14 protein-coding genes are annotated in these 19,069 nt (G+C 35.7%); 10 read left to right on the top strand and 4 right to left on the bottom strand.

Going from position 1 to position 19,069, the window contains the following annotated elements:
- Positions 1 to 29: 29 nt before the first annotated feature.
- Together msrB and NAT51_RS07700 are read right to left on the bottom strand one after the other, a co-directional pair.
- Positions 30 to 419 (bottom strand): peptide-methionine (R)-S-oxide reductase MsrB, encoded by a 390-nt coding sequence (gene msrB, locus NAT51_RS07705; protein ID WP_250597623.1) that lies wholly within the window; start codon positions 417 to 419, stop codon positions 30 to 32.
- 94 nt (positions 420 to 513) lie between these two features.
- On the bottom strand, positions 514 to 1,368 hold the full coding sequence (locus NAT51_RS07700) for an alpha/beta fold hydrolase (protein ID WP_250597419.1): 855 nt from the start codon (positions 1,366 to 1,368) through the stop codon (positions 514 to 516).
- A 158-nt stretch (positions 1,369 to 1,526) separates the two neighbouring features.
- Between NAT51_RS07700 and NAT51_RS07695 the strand changes: the two genes are divergently transcribed.
- The 8 genes from NAT51_RS07695 (at position 1,527) to NAT51_RS07660 (ending at position 11,519) form a co-directional block, all read left to right on the top strand.
- The gene (locus NAT51_RS07695; RefSeq protein WP_250597417.1) at positions 1,527 to 2,339 is read left to right on the top strand and encodes a M48 family metallopeptidase; all 813 of its coding nucleotides are present in this window, start codon (positions 1,527 to 1,529) and stop codon (positions 2,337 to 2,339) included.
- A gap of 66 nt (positions 2,340 to 2,405) precedes the next feature.
- Entirely contained in the window at positions 2,406 to 3,716 is a 1,311-nt protein-coding gene (locus NAT51_RS07690; RefSeq protein ID WP_250597415.1) for an MFS transporter, read from the top strand.
- Positions 3,717 to 3,746: 30 nt separating this feature from the next.
- The gene (locus NAT51_RS07685) at positions 3,747 to 4,643 is read left to right on the top strand and encodes a hypothetical protein (RefSeq protein ID WP_250597413.1); all 897 of its coding nucleotides are present in this window, start codon (positions 3,747 to 3,749) and stop codon (positions 4,641 to 4,643) included.
- 198 nt (positions 4,644 to 4,841) lie between these two features.
- Positions 4,842 to 7,292 carry an endopeptidase La gene (gene lon / locus NAT51_RS07680; protein WP_250597411.1) on the top strand — a complete coding sequence of 817 codons (2,451 nt, stop codon included), beginning with the start codon at positions 4,842 to 4,844 and terminating at the stop codon, positions 7,290 to 7,292.
- A gap of 89 nt (positions 7,293 to 7,381) precedes the next feature.
- Entirely contained in the window at positions 7,382 to 8,398 is a 1,017-nt protein-coding gene (porQ, locus tag NAT51_RS07675; protein ID WP_250597409.1) for a type IX secretion system protein PorQ, read from the top strand.
- A 4-nt stretch (positions 8,399 to 8,402) separates the two neighbouring features.
- On the top strand, positions 8,403 to 9,098 hold the full coding sequence (gene cmk / locus NAT51_RS07670) for a (d)CMP kinase (RefSeq protein ID WP_250597407.1): 696 nt from the start codon (positions 8,403 to 8,405) through the stop codon (positions 9,096 to 9,098).
- A gap of 66 nt (positions 9,099 to 9,164) precedes the next feature.
- A complete protein-coding gene (locus tag NAT51_RS07665) occupies positions 9,165 to 10,535 on the top strand; it encodes a nucleoside permease (protein WP_250597399.1) in 1,371 nt (456 codons plus the stop codon).
- 105 nt (positions 10,536 to 10,640) lie between these two features.
- Positions 10,641 to 11,519, top strand: a complete 879-nt coding sequence (locus NAT51_RS07660) for a cupin-like domain-containing protein (RefSeq protein ID WP_250597397.1) — start codon at positions 10,641 to 10,643, stop codon at positions 11,517 to 11,519.
- On the opposite strand, the gene NAT51_RS07655 is transcribed toward NAT51_RS07660, so the two are convergent.
- Entirely contained in the window at positions 11,516 to 12,088 is a 573-nt protein-coding gene (locus tag NAT51_RS07655; protein ID WP_250597395.1) for a hypothetical protein, read from the bottom strand. The genes NAT51_RS07660 and NAT51_RS07655 overlap by 4 nt on opposite strands.
- Positions 12,089 to 12,317: 229 nt before the next feature.
- Here NAT51_RS07655 and rpsA point away from each other — a divergent pair, with 229 nt between their 5' ends.
- Positions 12,318 to 14,084 (top strand): 30S ribosomal protein S1, encoded by a 1,767-nt coding sequence (gene rpsA / locus NAT51_RS07650; RefSeq protein ID WP_250597393.1) that lies wholly within the window; start codon positions 12,318 to 12,320, stop codon positions 14,082 to 14,084.
- A gap of 132 nt (positions 14,085 to 14,216) precedes the next feature.
- The gene (locus NAT51_RS07645; RefSeq protein ID WP_250597391.1) at positions 14,217 to 16,853 is read left to right on the top strand and encodes a DUF7619 domain-containing protein; all 2,637 of its coding nucleotides are present in this window, start codon (positions 14,217 to 14,219) and stop codon (positions 16,851 to 16,853) included.
- Between the two features lie 621 nt (positions 16,854 to 17,474).
- On the opposite strand, the gene NAT51_RS07640 is transcribed toward NAT51_RS07645, so the two are convergent.
- Entirely contained in the window at positions 17,475 to 18,596 is a 1,122-nt protein-coding gene (locus tag NAT51_RS07640; protein WP_250597382.1) for an ankyrin repeat domain-containing protein, read from the bottom strand.
- Between the last annotated feature and the right edge of the window lie 473 nt (positions 18,597 to 19,069).

The raw sequence follows: 19,069 nt of genomic DNA, 5'->3' as shown, positions 1-19,069 counted from the left end.
AAAAATTTAACAAGATTGGCAATTTTTTATCATTTTTTAAAATCAAGTGATGCAGAATTAACACAAAAGCGTTTTCCTGTTTCGGTTGGGCCGTCGTCAAAAATGTGTCCAAGATGGCCTCCGCACTTGGCGCACAAAATTTCTGTCCTTGCCATTCCGAATGATAAATCTTTCTTGTATTCCACCTTTCCGGGTAAAGCTTCGTCAAATGAAGGCCATCCACAGTGGGATTCGAATTTGGAATCACTTGAAAATAATGGTTCCTGACATCCGCCGCAAACATAAGTTCCTTTTTCAAAATGAAGGTTGTATTCGCCGGTGTGTGAATATTCGGTTCCTTTTTCTCTTAAAATGCGGTAACGTTCAGGCCCAAGCTGCGCTTTCCATTCTGCTTCCGTTTTTTCTACTGTGTATTTCATGGTTTTCTTTTCTTTTTTTACAGTTTCTTTTCTTTCCTGACCTTGGCATGAACTCACAAACAGGACGATTAATAAGACGGTGTATTTCAAAACATTAATCATAAATGAAAGATATTGATTTGTTAATAACTGATGCGTCACCCAATATTTTCCGGTGGCCTAATTTTTTTGTCAGATACAGTTCTCCGTCGGGTAAATTTTTATGGATATTTATCCCACATGAAACCGGAACTTCATAATCATTTTCATCATGAATTACCAATGTAGGGACGTGTACATCTTTTGCCGCAAAGTGTGCTGCATAACTTTCCATTGATTCTCCTGATTTTTTTTCAAAATGATTTCTTAATTTTTCTGCTATGATTGGTTTCAACTTTACTTTTGAAACGAAATCATTTAAAATATCGATGATTTTATCCCCGCTGCCAATTATGACCAATTTCTTAATTTTTAGTCCTTGTTTTACCGAATTTAAGAGTGACATGCCGCCTAATGAATGACCTATGGCATATTCAAACGGTCCATATATTTTTTCCATTTCCAAAATAGAAGCGATGAATTCTGGCATCAATGTTGTCGATGAACCGGATTTTCCATGTGCAGGAGCATCAAAGCTAACTGTTGAATAACCACTTTTTATAATTTCATCGGCAAATTTTACTAATTGGGTACCTCTTCCTGACCATCCGTGAACCAGTAATATTTTTTTCTCACCTTCGCCATAATGATACGTTACAATTTCTTTATTTATTTTCGGAATATGAAGCTTTTCCTGTCTGGCATTCGCTTCCATATGATACTCGCGCTTCGGAGTTTTGTGTTTGATAGGAGTTGTAAATATCCTGGCTCCGATTTTTGTGACTAATCCGGTTGAAAAAAATTGAATGAACTGTAATGTGTAAATCAGCGGTTTAGGTACTTCAATACCTTGGTCTTTTTTTGGTTTCAAAATTTATTACTTTAATTCTTATGCAATTTAATGGTTTTTTAGCGTTTGGTATAAATTTTGAGTCTTAAAATTATGATAAAATTCAGAGGGTTTTTATAAGTGGGAATCTTTGAAAAGTATTAATTTTACAATAAGTAACAACAAATAATTGAACTAACATGAAAAAAGTAATAGCATCATTAGGGCTTTTGGCTTTAGCTTACGCTTGTGCAACAAATCCGTTTACAGGAAAACAAACATTGGCTTTGGTTCCGGATAGCCAGATTTTTCCAATGTCATTTCAGCAATACAGTCAGTTTTTATCGGAAAATAAAGTGTTAACCGGTACTAAAGATGCACAAAGAGTTGAGATGGTTGCCAATAAGATTAAAGTTGCAGCCGAACGTTGGTTAACGGCTAACGGAAAGGCTGATTATTTAAAAGACTATAAATGGGAATATAAGTTGGTTGACAGTAAAGAAGTCAATGCCTGGTGTATGCCCGGAGGAAAAATTGTTGTGTACACCGGGATTTTACCAATAACTAAAGATGATGCCGGTTTAGCTGCGGTTTTAGGCCACGAGGTTGCACATGCTTTGGCTAATCACGGACAGCAACGTATGAGTGCCGGATTGTTGCAACAGGCCGGAGCTGTTGGTGTGGCAGTGGCTACTGGAAGTAAGTCTGAACAGGAACAACAGCAATTCATGCAGTATTACGGATTAGCAAGTCAGGTAGGAGGGATGTTGCCATTTAGCCGTGCTCATGAAACTCAAGCTGACCAAATCGGTTTGTTATTGATGACGATAGCCGGTTATGCTCCTGAGAATGCAGTTTCAGTTTGGGAAAGAATGTCGGTACAGTCCGGAGGGCAGGCTCCACCTGAATTTTTAAGTACGCACCCGAGTAACCAGACGCGTATAGATAATATTAGATCCTGGATTCCTACTACGAAAGCAGAAGCAGCAAAATTTAATTCTTCCGTAAAATAAAATAAAAAGTGTATTTTCGAAGTCCCTTAAATGAGAGGGACTTTTTTTATTGCCAAAACAAAAACTATGGAACAACTTCAAAAAGGGGACAGAAAATTATTAAATGCCTGGGCTTTCTATGACTGGGCTAATTCGGTATACAGTTTGGTGATTGCATCGGCTATTTTTCCTATTTTTTATGAGCTTATATTTAAAGACGCAAAAAAAGATTATGTTGATGTTTTTGGATATCATTTCAAGGATACGGCTATGATTACTTTTGTAACTGCTCTGGCTTTTTTAATTGTGGCTTTTATTTCACCTATCTTATCAGGTATAGCTGATTACGTTGGAAATAAACTGGCTTTTTTACGCTTCTTCTGTTATATGGGAGGATTATCATGCATTGGATTGTATTTTTTTGACATTAATAATTTTTTCATAAGTTATACAATTTATTTGTTTGGATTGATCGGATTTTGGGCCAGTTTGGTGTTTTATAATTCGTATCTGCCTGATATTGCTTACCCGGAGCAGCAGGATAAGGTAAGTGCACGTGGATTTTCATTAGGGTATTTAGGAAGTACATTGTTGCTTATTGTTAATCTGGGAATGGTTATGTCTGTTCCAAAAAATGCTCCAATTAAAGATCATCTCGAAATGATGAGATATTCGTTTATTTTAGTTGGAATCTGGTGGATTGGATTCAGTCATATAACGTATTATTACCTTCCAAAAGGAGTTTCAACCGGACATAAAGTTACAAGAGCAGTTGTTTTTGACGGTTTTAAAGAATTAGGGATCGTTTGGGAGGATGTAAAGAAAAATATTGTACTGAAACGATACTTAGTGAGTTACTTCGTTTTCATTATGGCAGTTCAGACTGTGATGTTGGTGGCGACTTATTTTGGAGCGGAAGAAATTGCTTGGGAAACGCCCAGTCAAAAGACTACCGGTTTGATTATTAGTATTTTGGTTATTCAGATTGTAGCCATTTTGGGTGCTTTTCTAACATCAAGAGCGTCCGGTAAATTTGGTAACATCAATGTTCTAATATTTCTGAATGCATTTTGGGCTGTATTATGCGGTTTTGCCTTTTTTGTAGAAACACCTAATGAATTTTACGCAATTGCCGGATTTGTAGGCCTAGTGATGGGAGGGATTCAGTCATTGGCACGATCAACGTATTCGAAGTTTTTACCTGAGACAGAAGATACCGCGTCTTATTTCAGTTTTTATGATGTAACCGAAAAAATAGGAATTGTAATCGGAATGTCAATTTATGGTATTATTGACCAAGTGACCGGATCGATGCGAAATTCAATTGTGTTTCTGGCAGTTTTCTTTATTCTGGGATTAATTTTGTTGCTAAGGGTTCCTAAGAAAAAGCAGAATTAATCATATCTTCGCGCCCTAAAATTTTAAAAAATGAACTTTGTCCCAAAAATAGGCTACACAGTGCTGATAGCCTTAGTATCTTTATTTATATCATGTACTGCAGATATTGAACCTTACGAAGGTGAAATTCCTGATAATCCTGCACCTACATCATTGCCAACATTGTCAACAACAAATTTGTCTAATATTCTTACCACCTCGTCTACATCCGGAGGAGTGATAACAGCGGATGGAGGTTCGGCGATTACGAAGAGAGGTGTGGTTTGGAATACAAGTGGAAATCCAACCATTTCAAATTCAAAAACTGAAGACGGAACCGGAATTGGTAATTTTTCTTCTTCAATTACAGGTTTGTCTGCAAATACCCGTTATTATGTTCGTGCTTATGCTACAAATTCTAATGGAACTTCTTATGGGCAGCAAATTTCTTTTACTACTGCAACAGTAACTACAGTAGCCCCTTCTTTATTTATGGCCGGAACCTTTAACGGTACCCAAATGAGTAATATGAGACCGGCTTGGTACGGAGGTGCTTTTGGTGGTCTGGAAGAAGTTGACATAAATTATGATTACAATTACGATAGGTATTTACAATTACAAGGTAATGGCTTGAACGGTCTTCAAATGAACATATGGATTCCGGAAGCTCAATGGAGAGTTGGAACATACACTTTGTTTGACCATGATCATTATAGAAGTCCCAGTTCCAATGCCTGGTTGATTCAAAATTTGCCTGCTGTATCATCTACAGATATTGTTAGCGGTACGATTACAATTACTGAATTCAATCTGACAACTAAAAAGATTAAAGGAACGTTTAGCTTTACATATGAAAATTTCATGACGGCTGGAGGGCCAAATCAAGGGCCGTATCAAGTAACCAATGGTACTTTCGATTATAAATTGAATGATCCGTATTTTAATTAAGTATGTTAATATAAAATGATAAAAAATCCCGATAATGTAAATCGGGATTTTTTTATGGCATAAAACTTGTTCGGTTTATGTACTGAAACGCTAAAAATTTTCATTAATTATTGATTTTCAGAAGTATGTCATTTTTTATTACAGTATCTTTGTAATAGAAAATGTCAAAGTTTAATGACAAAATGACTTAATTCTTATATGTCCCAACAAAAAATTCTTACACTTGACAGTTTGTCACTTCAGGAATTGGATCACGAAGCTGATTTAATTCCACTATTAACTCCCGAAGATGAGGAGGAAATGAACAATGAGGAGTTACCTTCTGATTTACCTATACTACCATTACGTAATACCGTTTTGTTTCCGGGTGTGGTAATCCCGATTACGGCCGGAAGGGATAAATCGATTAAATTGATTAACGATGCAAATGCCTCGGATAAAATTATTGGTGTGGTTTCACAAAAGAATGAGGAGGATGAAGATCCTAATGAAAGCCAGATTAATAAAGTGGGTACGGTTGCACGTATTCTCCGTGTGCTGAAAATGCCTGACGGAAATGTAACGGTTATCCTTCAGGGTAAAAAGCGTTTTGAGATTGATCAGGTAACAACGACGGAACCCTATATCAGAGCTACAATCAAAGAAGTTGATGAAATCCGTCCGGAAAAAAATGATAAGGAATTTCATGCAATAATTGATTCGGTACGTGAATTGGCAATTCAGATCATCAAAGAAAGTCCGAGTATTCCAACAGAAGCTACTTTTGCCATCAAAAATATTGAAAGCAATCCTTTCTTAATCAATTTTGTTTCATCCAACATGAACCTCAATGCCGCTGAAAAGCAAGGTTTACTGGAAGAAAATAAATTGAAAGAAAGAGCGCTGAACACATTGAAGTTCATGAATGTTGAGCTTCAGAAACTCGAATTGAAAAATGATATCCAGTCAAAAGTACGTTTTGATTTGGATCAGCAGCAACGTGAATATTTCCTTCAGCAACAAATGAAAACCATTCAGGAAGAACTGGGAGGTGTTTCACATGAGGCTGAAATTGAGGAAATGCGAAACAAAGCTGCCGAAATGGATTGGGAAGCTAAAACCAGAAAACATTTTGATAAAGAAATTTCAAAGTTACAGCGTACAAATCCTAATTCTCCCGATTTTGGTATTCAAAGAAATTACCTGGAATTGTTTCTTGAATTGCCATGGAATAAGTTTTCTACGGATAATTTTGACTTAAAAAGAGCTCAGGAAATCCTTGACCGTGATCATTTCGGATTGGATGACGTGAAGAAAAGAATCATCGAACATTTGGCAGTGTTAAAACTGCGTAACGATATGAAATCACCAATTCTTTGTTTGACAGGACCTCCGGGTGTTGGTAAAACATCGATTGGTAAGTCGGTCGCAGAAGCATTGGGACGTGAATACATCCGTATGTCATTAGGTGGTTTACGTGATGAAGCCGAAATCAGAGGACACCGCAAAACTTATATCGGAGCGATGCCTGGAAGAATTATCCAGAATATTAAAAAAGCTGGAACTTCAAATCCGGTTTTTATCCTGGATGAAATTGATAAGCTTTCGGTAAGTAATACCGGAGATCCATCTTCAGCTTTGCTGGAAGTGTTGGATCCTGAGCAAAACAAAGAGTTTTACGACAATTTCCTTGAAATGGGATATGATTTATCCAAAGTTTTGTTCATCGCAACTTCAAATAACATCGCAAATGTTCAGCCTGCATTGAGAGACCGTATGGAAATTATTACCATGACGGGTTATACGATTGAAGAAAAAATTGAGATTGCAAAGCAACATTTGGTTCCGAAACAAATTAAAGAACACGGATTGACCACAAAACAAATTTCTATTGCCAAAAAGCAGGTTGAAAAAATTGTGGAAGGGTATACCCGTGAATCCGGAGTGCGTGGTTTGGAGAAAAAAATTGCCCAAATGGTGCGTAATGCTGCAAAATCAATTGCATTGGAAGAAGAATACAATGTAAAAGTAACTGATCAGGATATTATTGATGTTTTAGGTTCTCCAAAATTAGAACGGGATAAATACGAAAATAATGATACGGCAGGAGTTGTGACAGGTTTGGCATGGACGAGTGTTGGTGGTGATATTTTATTCATCGAATCGATTATTTCTTCGGGTAAAGGAAATTTGACTTTCACCGGAAATATGGGGACTGTGATGAAAGAATCAATCACCATTGCAATGGAATATGTGAAAGCTAATGCTGAATTGCTGGGGCTTAATCCTGAAATTTTCAGTAAACATAACATTCACGTACATATCCCGGAAGGTGCAACACCTAAAGACGGACCTAGTGCCGGTATTGCGATGTTGACTTCACTAGTTTCTTTATTGACACAGAAGAAAGTTAAAAAGCAACTGGCGATGACAGGTGAAATCACTTTGCGTGGAAAAGTATTGCCTGTAGGAGGAATCAAAGAAAAAATTCTGGCTGCCAAAAGAGCTAAAATTAAAGAGATCATTCTTTGTGCGGAAAATAAACGCGACATCGATGAAATCAAAGCAGATTATCTTGAAGGACTGACTTTTCACTATGTGAATGATATGACAGAAGTCTTGGATATTGCGATCACCAAGGACAAGGTGAAAAACGCAAAAAAATTATAAAGTGAAACGGCTAAAATTTTTAGCCGTTTTTTTTGTAAAAAATAATATCTTCGCCACAACGTTATATATATTCATCTGCTAACAGTTCCATGCAAAAGAAATTAAGTATTCTTTTATTTTTTATTATCAGTTATTCGGCTTTTGCGCAAGTGGGAGGACAGAGTGTTTATCAGTTTCTTAGCAATTCTTCTTCGCCCAGACAGGCAGCTTTGGGAGGGAAAGTGATTACGAATTATGATTATGATGTTAACCAGCCATTGTTTAATCCGGCTACCATCAATGAGGAAATGAGCGGCAGACTCGGACTGACTTATGTTAATTACATGGCAGACATATCGTACGGATCGGCGGCTTATGCATATACTTACGACCGTCATGTGCAGACTTTTCACGCCGGTATTTCTTATATTAACTACGGAAAATTTGACGGAAGGGATGAACAAGGTAATCAAACCGGTGATTTCTCGGGTAGCGAAATAGCATTATCATTGGGTTATGCTTATAATGTTCCGTACACCGATTTATATCTTGGTGCTAATGCTAAATTAATTTCCTCGACTTTGGAATCGTATAACTCTTTTGGAGTGGCTACAGATTTGGGTGCTATTTATAAAGATGAAAAGAAAAACGTAAATTACGGACTGGTTGTAAGAAATCTGGGAACCCAGATTACTACTTATAACGGAGTAAGAGAAAAATTACCGCTTGAAGTTATTGCAGGAGTTTCCCAGGAATTGGAGAATGTGCCAATCCGCTGGCATTTGACCCTTGAAAATTTACAGAAGTGGAAAGTGGCTTTTGCAAATCCGGCAAGAGGAGAAGAAACTATAGATGGTGACGTTATTGAAGAAAAAGTGACTTTCTTCGGAAATGCTTTTCGTCATGTTATTATCGGTGCCGAAATTTTACCAACCAAAGGAATTAATTTCCGCTTGAGTTATAATTTCCGCCGCGCTGCCGAATTAAAATTATTGGAACAAAGAACTTTTGCAGGTATTTCGGCCGGATTCGGAATACGTTTCAATAAATTCAGATTTGATTATTCATACTCAAGATATACTTTGGCAACGAATACAAGCCAAATCGGATTGATGATTAATTTATAATATTTTGAAAAAAATTACCATTGCAATAGACGGTTTCTCGTCGACAGGAAAAAGTACGCTGGCTAAACAAATTGCGAAGAAACTGGGTTATGTATATGTAGATACCGGAGCAATGTACCGTGCCGTAACGCTTTATGCGATGCAAAACGGATTCATCGATGAATTTGAGCTCAATAAAACAGGATTAATAGAAAGTCTGTCTGCTATTCAATTAAGCTTTCAGTTTAATTCAGAATTGGGATTTGGAGAAATGTTTCTGAATGGTGTTAATGTTGAAAAACAAATCCGTACACTTGAAGTTTCCGGTTTTGTAAGTCAGATTGCTGAAATTTCGGAAGTGCGTTCCATGTTGGTAAAACAACAACAGCAAATGGGTAAGGATAAAGGAGTTGTGATGGACGGAAGAGATATTGGAACAGTTGTTTTTCCTGATGCCGAACTGAAAATATTCATGAATGCAAGCCCTGATGTGCGTGCGCAAAGACGTTTTGATGAATTAACCGAAAAAGGCCAGTTGGTGTCATACGACCGAGTCCTTGAAAATGTTTTGAAACGTGACCATATCGATACCAGCAGGGAAGATTCTCCTTTGGTAAAAGCCAATGATGCCATAGAAATTGATAATTCAAATCTTACACGTGAAGAACAATTCCATAAAGTTCTGGAACTGGCAGAAAAAGAAATAACGAAATCGTTGTAATTTTTTGCGGATTTGAATTTTAATGTTAGCTTTACCGCCCTTTTAAAATCAAACAAAAACCAAATTATGAATATTAAATTTAGACTAACCTTAATGAGTTTCCTTCAATTCTTTGTGTGGGGAGCCTGGTTAATTACTATTGCCAATTATTGGTTTGATACAAAACATTGGAGTGGGGCTGAATTCGGAGCCATTTTTTCCACTTTAGGTTTTTCATCTATTTTAATGCCGGCGTTGACTGGTATTATAGCTGATAAATGGATTAATGCCGAAAAATTATATGGAATCTTGCATATTTTAGGCGGAATAATTATTGCGACGTTACCCCAAGTTGAAAATTCTACTACTTTTTTCTATGTTATTTTTGGGGCAATGATGTGTTATATGCCTACTATTTCTTTATCGAATTCAGTTGCTTACACAATCCTCAAGAATAATGATTTTGATGTTATCAAAGTTTTTCCTCCCATTCGTGTATGGGGAACAATTGGTTTTATTGTAGCAATGTGGATTACTAATTTGACCGGAAATAAAGCTTCGGCAAATATGTTTTATATTTCTGCTTTTGCTGCTGTTGCCCTAGGGGTTTATTCTTTTACATTACCTAAATGCTTGCCTCAGAGATTGATTTCAGAGAAAGCATCGTTATCCGAAAAATTAGGTCTTAATGCATTTAAGTTGTTTGGGACTTATAAAATGGCATTGTTTTTTATTTTTTCTATGTTTCTGGGAGGAGCCTTGCAGTTGACTAATATGTATGGAGATGTTTTTCTTTCTGACTTTAAGAATGTTCCGCAATACACTAATTCGTTTGTAGTGGAATATTCGACAATCATTATGTCAATTTCACAAATTTCAGAGACCTTGTTTATTTTGGCTATTCCTTTCTTTTTGAAACGTTTCGGTATCAAGCAGGTAATGTTAATCAGTTTGTTGGCATGGGTATTGCGTTTCGGACTATTTTCGTATGGTGATCCTGCCGGTGGATTATGGATGATTATTCTATCTTGTATCGTTTACGGAATGGCATTCGATTTCTTTAATATTTCAGGGTCGCTTTTTATTGAAACAACTACGGATTCTAAAATACGTTCGTCTGCGCAAGGTTTATTTATGATGATGACCAATGGGTTTGGTGCTGTTATGGGAAGTATCGTGAGTGGTATCGTAATTGATAAGTTTTTCACATTAAAATTTGTCAATCTGGATGCTTTATTGACTTATTTGAAAACAGATAGTAATAATTCAGCAATAAAGAATTTATTGAAAGGAAATGAAGTATTGGCGGGTAATGTTTTAAAAAATCCTGTCTTTATCAAAGAGTGGAATCCTATCTGGTTCTCTTTCGCAGTGTATGCCTTAATCATTGCTATTGCGTTTGCGGTTTTATTCAAACACAAGCACAATCCTAAAGATGTTGAAAGTGTAACGCACTAATATATAGATAAGCCTTTTGTTTTTCAAAAGGCTTTTTTATTTTATCATGATATACTATTTTAGTGGCTGTCTGAGTTGTGTTTATAGAATTAATTTTTTTAAAACATGGAATTGAAACCTGCTGATATCGTGAGTTCGATTACAAAAGAAGAATTTATAAAAAACTATTACAAGCCACAAAAACCTTTACTTATAAAAGGATTTGCCAGGCAATGGGAAGCCTACGAAAAATGGAACTTCGAGTACATTAAAGAAAAAGTCAGGGATCAAATCGTTCCGCTGTACGACAGTAAACCCGCAGATGCCAACAAAAGTACCAGCGCTCCGGTGGTAAAAATGAAATTCAACGAATACATCAACCGCATACAATCCACACCTTCTGATTTGCGGATCTTCTTTTACATCATTACTGATAGACTTCCTGAGTTATTGAATAATTTTACCTATCCCGATTTGGGAATGAAGTTTTTTAAACGCCTGCCTACTTTGTTTTTCGGTGGGAGCGAAGCAAAGGTTTTAATGCATTATGATGTGGGTCTTGGGGATTTTATGCACATGCATTTTGAAGGAAGAAAGCGTATTCTGTTATTCGATCAAAAACAATCACCTTTTTTATATAAAGTGCCGTTTTCTGTGCACACTGTTTATGAGGTGGATTATGAAAATCCGGATTATGAAAAATTCCCTGCCTTAAAATACGCACAAGGATATGAGATCTTTATGGAGCACGGTGACGCACTCTATATTCCGGGAGCTTTCTGGCATTTTAACAGATACCTCGATGCTGGTTTTTCCATGTCGTTAAGAGTGTTGCCTAACAAACCATTACAGTTTGCCAATATGTTGTACCATGTTTTCATAATGAGATATACCGATAAAGTAATGCGCAAATTACTCAAGAAGAAATGGGTGGATTTCAAACAGGACTGGGCATATAAAAAGACACATAAAAAACTAAAAGCGCATCTGAAACAAAGTGCTTAAAGAGTCCTGTTGTCAATTTGGTATGTTTTAAAATACGCATTAACAGATTCGATTTCTTTGTCTTGTTTAAAAGGAATAGCATGCAATGCAACCAACTCTCTCAGAAACGGAACGATGAATTCTGTATCCGAAATAGAATCCATCTGGAAAAAGACAGTAATTCTTTCATTATTTCTCAAAGTCAAAGCCAAGAGGTTGTTAGTACCGTTGGACATGTTTTTTTGATAACCATGTACGGCGGAAGTTAAAAGACCGTCATAATCATTGGCTCTAATATGAAGCTTAGTAATGTCATTAATGTTTATTTTTCGGTCATTGATACTAATGTGATCTGTTCCGAAAATAAGTTCACCCTCAAAGTAACCATCAAGAGTGGCGTATCGTAAACTTTTGGTAAGATGAAATAATATACAAATGATAAAAAGGATGAAGGTAATTATTTTGGTAATTAGATGATTATAATAGACGGTAATCTGTATGCTGATAAGAAGTAGGATGAATAAAACAATGCCTTTTGTCAGTTTGAAAGGAGTGTTTTTAGGTTTGAAAATGCGAAACGTATTACCCATCATTTGAATTTTAGCAAATATAACTCAAATAATAATCTTCTAATCATTAATCCAACAATCTAATAATCTAAACCAAACCTTTGGTATTTAAATAATTATTCTTACTTTTGCACACCTTTTGGCGAGTAGGGTATCCTTAAGGTATTCAATCATTTATATGTAAAACGCTTCTGTTTTTCTATCGCAGTAAGAAACCCAAGAGAATCAGAATACAAATTATTTATCAGACATGTCTGAATTAAACAAAACACAAGAACAATTTTTAGCAGACTTTAACTGGCATAACTATGCTGAAGGTATTGATGCAGTTGATGCTAAAAATTTACAGGAATTTGAAGATCTAGTAGCAAAAACTTTCATCTCTACAGATGCTGAAGAAGTAGTTGAAGGAGTTGTAGTAAGAATTACTGAAAGAGATGCTATTGTTGATATCAACGCAAAATCTGAAGGTGTTATCTCATTAAACGAGTTCCGTTACAATCCAAACTTGAAAGTAGGGGACAAAGTAGAAGTATTAATCGATATCCGTGAGGACAGAACTGGTCAATTAGTTTTATCTCACAAAAAAGCTAGAACTATCAAAGCTTGGGATAGAGTTATTGCTGCTAATGAAACAGGTGAAATCGTTAATGGTTTCGTTAAATGTCGTACTAAAGGTGGTATGATCGTTGACGTATTCGGAATCGAGGCTTTCTTGCCAGGTTCTCAAATTGACGTTAAACCTATCCGTGATTACGATCAATATGTAAACAAAATGATGGAATTCAAAGTGGTTAAAATCAACCATGAATTCAAAAACGTTGTTGTTTCTCACAAAGCGCTTATCGAAGCGGATATTGAAGTACAGAAAAAAGAAATCATCGGTCAATTAGAAAAAGGACAAGTATTAGAAGGTGTTGTTAAAAACATCACTTCTTACGGTGTGTTCATTGACTTAGGAGGTGTAGACGGATTAATCCACATCACTGATTTATCTTGGTCAAGAATCAACCACCCATCTGAAGTTCTTGAATTAGACCAAAAATTAAACGTTGTAATCCTTGATTTCGATGATGAGAAAACAAGAATCCAATTAGGTTTAAAACAATTAAACGCTCACCCTTGGGATGCATTGGATGCTAACTTAAACGTTGGTGACAAAGTAAAAGGTAAAGTAGTTGTTTTAGCTGATTACGGTGCTTTCATCGAAGTTGCAGAAGGTGTTGAAGGTTTAATCCACGTTTCTGAAATGTCATGGTCTACTCACTTACGTTCTGCTCAGGACTTCGTGAAAATCGGAGATACTGTTGAAGCAGTTATCTTGACTCTTGACAGAGAAGAGCGTAAAATGTCTTTAGGTATCAAACAAATGTCTCAAGATCCTTGGACTGACATCACTTCTAAATACCCTGTAGGTTCTAAGCATTCAGGTACAGTTAGAAACTTCACAAACTTCGGTATCTTCGTAGAATTAGAAGAAGGAATCGATGGTTTAGTATACATCTCTGACTTATCTTGGACTAAGAAAATCAAACACCCATCTGAATTCATCAACGTTGGTGAGAAATTAGATGTTGTAGTATTGGAATTAGACGTTGAAGCTCGTAAATTATCTTTAGGTCACAAGCAAACTACTGCTAACCCATGGGATAAGCACGAAGATGCTTTCGCTGTAGGAACTATCCACAACGGAACAATCGCTGAAATCGTTGACAAAGGTGCTACTGTTGATTTCGGAGACGATGTAGTTGCGTTCATCCCAACTCGTCACTTAGAAAAAGAAGACGGTAAAAAATTGAAAAAAGGTGAAGCTGCAGATTTCAAAGTAATTGAATTCAACAAAGAATTCAAAAGAGTAGTTGCTTCTCACACTGCTATCTTCCGTGAAGAAGAAGAGAAAAATGTGAAATCATCTGTTGAAACTACATCTTCAAGCAACAATGCTCCGGCATCAACTTTAGGTGATATCGATGCATTAGCTGAATTAAAAGCTAAAATGGAAAAAGGAGAGAAATAATCTTTCCTTGCACTGAGCGTAGTCGAAGTGTATCTAAATAGTAAAATCCCCGCTATTCAGTGGGGATTTTTTTTTGCAAACAACGCAACCAATAGCATTTTCTGCATCTTATATCTACAAATAAGTCCCCACATGAAAAAAATCTACTTCCTACTTTTGGCTTTAAGCCTATTTACTACTGTTAACGCCCAAATCATTAATTTTCCGGATGCTAATTTTAAAACGAAATTGTTAGCGTCAGCTCCTAATAATGCAATAGCTAAAGATTTAGCTGGAAATTATTTTAATATTGATGCCAATAATGATGGTGAAATTCAGGTAAGTGAAGCATTAAATGTGAGTTATTTGATGATAAGATCAACCCGTAATACTAATTCGCCTATTTCTAATTTTTCAGGAATTGAATACTTTACGAATCTTACTGTTTTTATATGTAATAATAATAATATTACAAGTTTGGATATAAGTAGTAACGTAGCATTACGTGAATTAGACTGCAGTAATAATCAATTAACTAGCTTGGACTTAAGCAATAATACAGCATTACTACTATTATATTGCACTACTAATCAATTAACAAGTCTGGATTTAAGCAACAATATTGCATTAACGGATTTAAGATGTTTTAGAAATCAGATTGCAACATTGAATTTAAATGGTGTAAATGCTATTCAGATGATAAGGTGTAACAATAATAATATTACGGGATTAGATTTAAGTAATAAAAGTAATCTTATTGAACTTCAGGCATCACGAAATCAATTATTATCATTGAATGTTGACGGATGTGTGGGTCTTCAAAAATTGTATTGTGATTATAATCTACTTACATCTTTGAACGCAAACGGATTAATAAACCTTATCCAACTTGGTTGTAATAACAATCAATTAAGAACATTAGAAGTAAATGGATTGTCTAATTTAGTATCCCTTTATTGCGGTTATAACCAATTGGTGAGTATTAATGGTACTCATTTGACAAGTCTTTCACAATTACATTGTTATGATAATCAATTAATTAATTTGGACATAAGTAATTCTGTCAATTTAAGATCTTTGATGTGTTCTAATAACCAAATTCAGGCGATTGATTTTTCAAGGTTGACTAGCTTAGACGATATCCATTGTAGTAATAATCAATTCACCACATTGGATTTCTCAAACAATACAAATCTTGAATATCTCGACTGCAGCAGTAATCCATTGCAATCATTGTTTTTGAAAAATAACAGCAATGAAATGTATGATGATTTCGAAAATAATATTTATTATCCCGTATTCAATTTTTCCAACTCGCCAAATCTTGAGTATATCTGTGCCGATGAATTTCAAGTGGAGGCAATACAAAATAAAATAGTTGAGTACGGTTACAACAATTGCCATGTCAATACATATTGTTCATTTACGCCGGGAGGAAGCTCATATACTATTCAAGGAAATAGTAAGTTTGATTTGAATAGTAATGGTTGTGATGTGTCTGATGTAAGCCTGGCTAATTTAAAGTTCAATACCACAAGTGGGTCAACTTCAGGAAGTATAATTGCCAATACGTCCGGTAATTATGCTATTTCAGTACAGGCTGGAACCCATACTATAACACCTGTTTTAGAAAATCCTGCTTATTTTACTATTACACCTTCGTCTGTAGATATTACTTTTCCGGCACAAGCGAGCCCATTCACACAAAATTTCTGTGTAACTCCAAATGGACTTTACCCGGATTTAGAAGTGACTGTTTTGCCTCTTAACACAGCCAGACCTGGTTTTAATGCTGCATATAAACTTATTTACAGAAATAAAGGTAATATAACAAATTCCGGATCGATAAATCTGACTTTCAACGATGCTGTTTTGGATTTTGTTATTACCAATCCGACCGTCGCAACGCAGACAATAAATAATTTATCATGGAATTTTATTGATTTACTGCCATTTGAAACAAGAGAAATAATCTTTATCTTAAATGTAAACTCTCCAATGGAAACTCCTCCTGTAAATGCAGGAGATATTTTAACGTATACCGCAACAATTTCATCACCAATTGCTGATGAAACACCAAACGATAATACATTTGTTTTAAATCAAACGGTTGTTAACTCTTTCGATCCGAATGATAAAACCTGTCTGGAAGGAAAAACAATTCCACCAAGTGAAGTAGGCAAGTATGTACATTACATGATCCGCTTTGAAAACACCGGTACTTTCCTGGCTGAAAACATCGTCGTAAAAGATATGATCGATACCAATAAGTTTGATGTCAATACGTTAGTGCCAATGAAAGGAAGCCACTCATTTGTTACTAAAGTATCTTCAGGAAACAAAGTAGAATTCATCTTCGAAAACATCAACCTGCCATTTGATGATGCTAACAATGATGGTTATGTAATGTTCAAAATCAAGACAAAACCAACATTGGTGAACGGTGATACGTTCAGTAACTCGGCTAGTATTTACTTCGATTACAATTTCCCGATTGTCACTAACACAGAAACAACAACCATTCAGGCATTAAATAACCAGGATTTCGAATTCGCTAATTATTTCAAATTATACCCTAATCCGGTGCACAATGTATTGAATATGGATGCAAAAGAAACAATAGAGATTTCTTCTGTGAATATCTACAACACATTGGGCCAATTGGTAGTTGTAATTCCAAATGCCAAAGATGTAAAAACAATTGATGTCTCCAATTTACCCTCCGGTAATTACTTCATCAAAATAAATTCCGATAAAGGAACTTCTAACACGAAATTCATCAAACAATAAAAAAAGCCTCACTTTTTGTGGGGCTTTTTTGTTTTAATGTTATCATGTTGAAATTTTGAATATCCTTGAAAACGTCACCTCGAGTGTTTTGTGAAACGCAGTGGAGCAAAATGTATCGAGAGGCCATAATTGTGAAAATCTGCTGCTTTTTCAGCAATTGTTTGTCATTTCGACGAAGGAGAAATCACATTATATTTAGACTTTTTATACAATCATTGTTCCTCGCTCCGCAATCCCGATAGCTATCGGGACCCAACTTTAAGGCCAGTAATAAGACTAAGGAAAGATACATTTTTTGATCAGACAATTGATAGTAGCATAGTTGCTATTTCTATGATTCTGAGCACAAAGTCGGGAGACTTTGCGCAGCGGGAGAAACACCATATATTAACACCTATAAATTTGCATCATAATTTTAATGCTATTTACTTGTTTTTTATCATAGAATGCGTAGCGGGGGAAATTACTTCATTAAAATAAATTCCGATAAAGGAACTTCTAATATAAAGTTCATCAAACAATAATTAAAAAACCTCACTAAATAGTGAGGTTTTTGTTTTTATGTTGCAATGTTTACTCTCAACAATTAGTTTCTTAGCTATAGTTTTGTCATTTCGAAATCTAACAATCCAACAAACTTATTACTTCTTCTTCATTTGTCATTCTGGCTAATGAAAGCGCCGTATGTCCTTGTGCTTCGATGGTCTTGTCGGCTCCGTTCTGAAGTAAGATTTCTACCATTTCCAAACGGCCCATCTCGCTGGCTCTGTGTAGTGCCGTAAAACCTCTGTGATCTTTAAAATTTACCTGTGCTTTGGAATTAATCAATAAATTAAAATGGTCTATCCTGTCTGATTGTACTGCATTCATAAGTGGTGTTGCACCTTCAAAGTTCACCACATTCGGATTTGCACCTAATGCCAGTAGCTTTTCCATAGGCTCGAGTGTATCCGGTGTAATGGCCCAATGTAATGGCGCCATACCGTCTGCACCTAAATGATTTATGTCAACACCTTGCTGTAACTGATTTTCAATGTCTGTAATATCACATTTAGCAACTGCTATATGAAGCAAGGATAGAGAACGTAATGGCTTGGTTGCTTTAGGTGCATAATCATGATCGAATGTGCCATAATGTGCCATATTACCATAAGCCGAAAATGCCCAGTAGCCAACCTTCCCTAAATCGATTTCATAGTCTTTCGGCAAGGGAGCCGGTATTTCTTCACCAATTACATGGCTTATCAACAGGTAACGCAAAAATGCTTGTGTAAACTCCGGACTTTCTTCTTCCGTAAATTCACCATATATGGTATCAACCGAAAGCTCATTGTCTTTTTGGGATACTTTGGCAGTAACAAAAACTTCGCGTAACCAGCTGCGGACAAAGATTAAATAGTCACCGTCAAAATAAATTGCCCATTTATGTTCCATTTGATTTGGCATAAATAATGCACCCGGATATAATTTTTTCTCGGTAGTGATTTTAATGTTTGCAGCAATAGTTTTGTTGCCTTCAGGTTTTATACCGTAAAATGTAGATCCGTCTTCTCCTCCGTAAGACATTGAGTTTTCTGCCATTTGACGGTTTTGTGAAGTTGAAACCATGGTATGGGTAATCGGACTTAAATCAACTAACTTGATTCCCCACAGATTTTCTTCCGGATTGATCCAAGGCAATTCAATTTCTTCCGTACTCTTATTCTCTTTACTTTTTCCGAATAACTTTTTAAAAAATGACATAGGTATTTTTGGATTATAGTGTTAATAGGTGTAATGATGCTTCTGGAATTCTAAAATAAATGTTTTGCCCCAAATGTACCAATTTGTAATTACATAATGAATCTGCTATTACTTACTCCCAATCTTTAAATCCCAAAGTCTAACAATCTAACGATCTAATAATCGAACAATCCGCTCCGCAATCCCGATAGCTATTGGGAGCCAACTTTGAGGCCAGTAATAAGACTAAAGAAAGATACATTATTTTGATTGGACAATTGATAATAGCATAGTTGCTATTTCTATGATTTTAATCGCAAAGTCGGGAGACTTTGCGCAGCGGGGTGTCTAGTATCATAAAATTCAACTAATAAGTATGAGGAGCAGTAACTTTGAATTGATTGACACCATGAATATTTTAAAGACATAATTTTTGAATACGTAAGTCTTTGATTATCAAATGTGTTTTGTTTTGTAAATAAATTATAAGAATT

The organism is Flavobacterium amniphilum (assembly GCF_023634845.1).
GTDB lineage: Bacteria > Bacteroidota > Bacteroidia > Flavobacteriales > Flavobacteriaceae > Flavobacterium > Flavobacterium amniphilum.
The sequence above is the reverse complement of the archived record's forward strand: the minus strand, read 5'-3'. Positions and strand labels throughout refer to the sequence as shown.

Excerpts from the sequence above, each read along its gene's own strand:
- NAT51_RS07665 (WP_250597399.1), top strand. The coding sequence starts at position 9,165 with ATGAATATTAAATTTAGACTAACCTTAATGAGTTTCCTTCAATTCTTT.
- NAT51_RS07655 (WP_250597395.1), bottom strand. The coding sequence starts at position 12,088 with ATGGGTAATACGTTTCGCATTTTCAAACCTAAAAACACTCCTTTCAAA.
- NAT51_RS07685 (WP_250597413.1), top strand. The coding sequence starts at position 3,747 with ATGAACTTTGTCCCAAAAATAGGCTACACAGTGCTGATAGCCTTAGTA.
- NAT51_RS07695 (WP_250597417.1), top strand. The coding sequence starts at position 1,527 with ATGAAAAAAGTAATAGCATCATTAGGGCTTTTGGCTTTAGCTTACGCT.
- NAT51_RS07645 (WP_250597391.1), top strand. The coding sequence starts at position 14,217 with ATGAAAAAAATCTACTTCCTACTTTTGGCTTTAAGCCTATTTACTACT.
- rpsA (WP_250597393.1), top strand. The coding sequence starts at position 12,318 with ATGTCTGAATTAAACAAAACACAAGAACAATTTTTAGCAGACTTTAAC.
- NAT51_RS07660 (WP_250597397.1), top strand. The coding sequence starts at position 10,641 with ATGGAATTGAAACCTGCTGATATCGTGAGTTCGATTACAAAAGAAGAA.
- msrB (WP_250597623.1), bottom strand. The coding sequence starts at position 419 with ATGAAATACACAGTAGAAAAAACGGAAGCAGAATGGAAAGCGCAGCTT.
- NAT51_RS07640 (WP_250597382.1), bottom strand. The coding sequence starts at position 18,596 with ATGTCATTTTTTAAAAAGTTATTCGGAAAAAGTAAAGAGAATAAGAGT.
- NAT51_RS07690 (WP_250597415.1), top strand. The coding sequence starts at position 2,406 with ATGGAACAACTTCAAAAAGGGGACAGAAAATTATTAAATGCCTGGGCT.
- lon (WP_250597411.1), top strand. The coding sequence starts at position 4,842 with ATGTCCCAACAAAAAATTCTTACACTTGACAGTTTGTCACTTCAGGAA.
- porQ (WP_250597409.1), top strand. The coding sequence starts at position 7,382 with ATGCAAAAGAAATTAAGTATTCTTTTATTTTTTATTATCAGTTATTCG.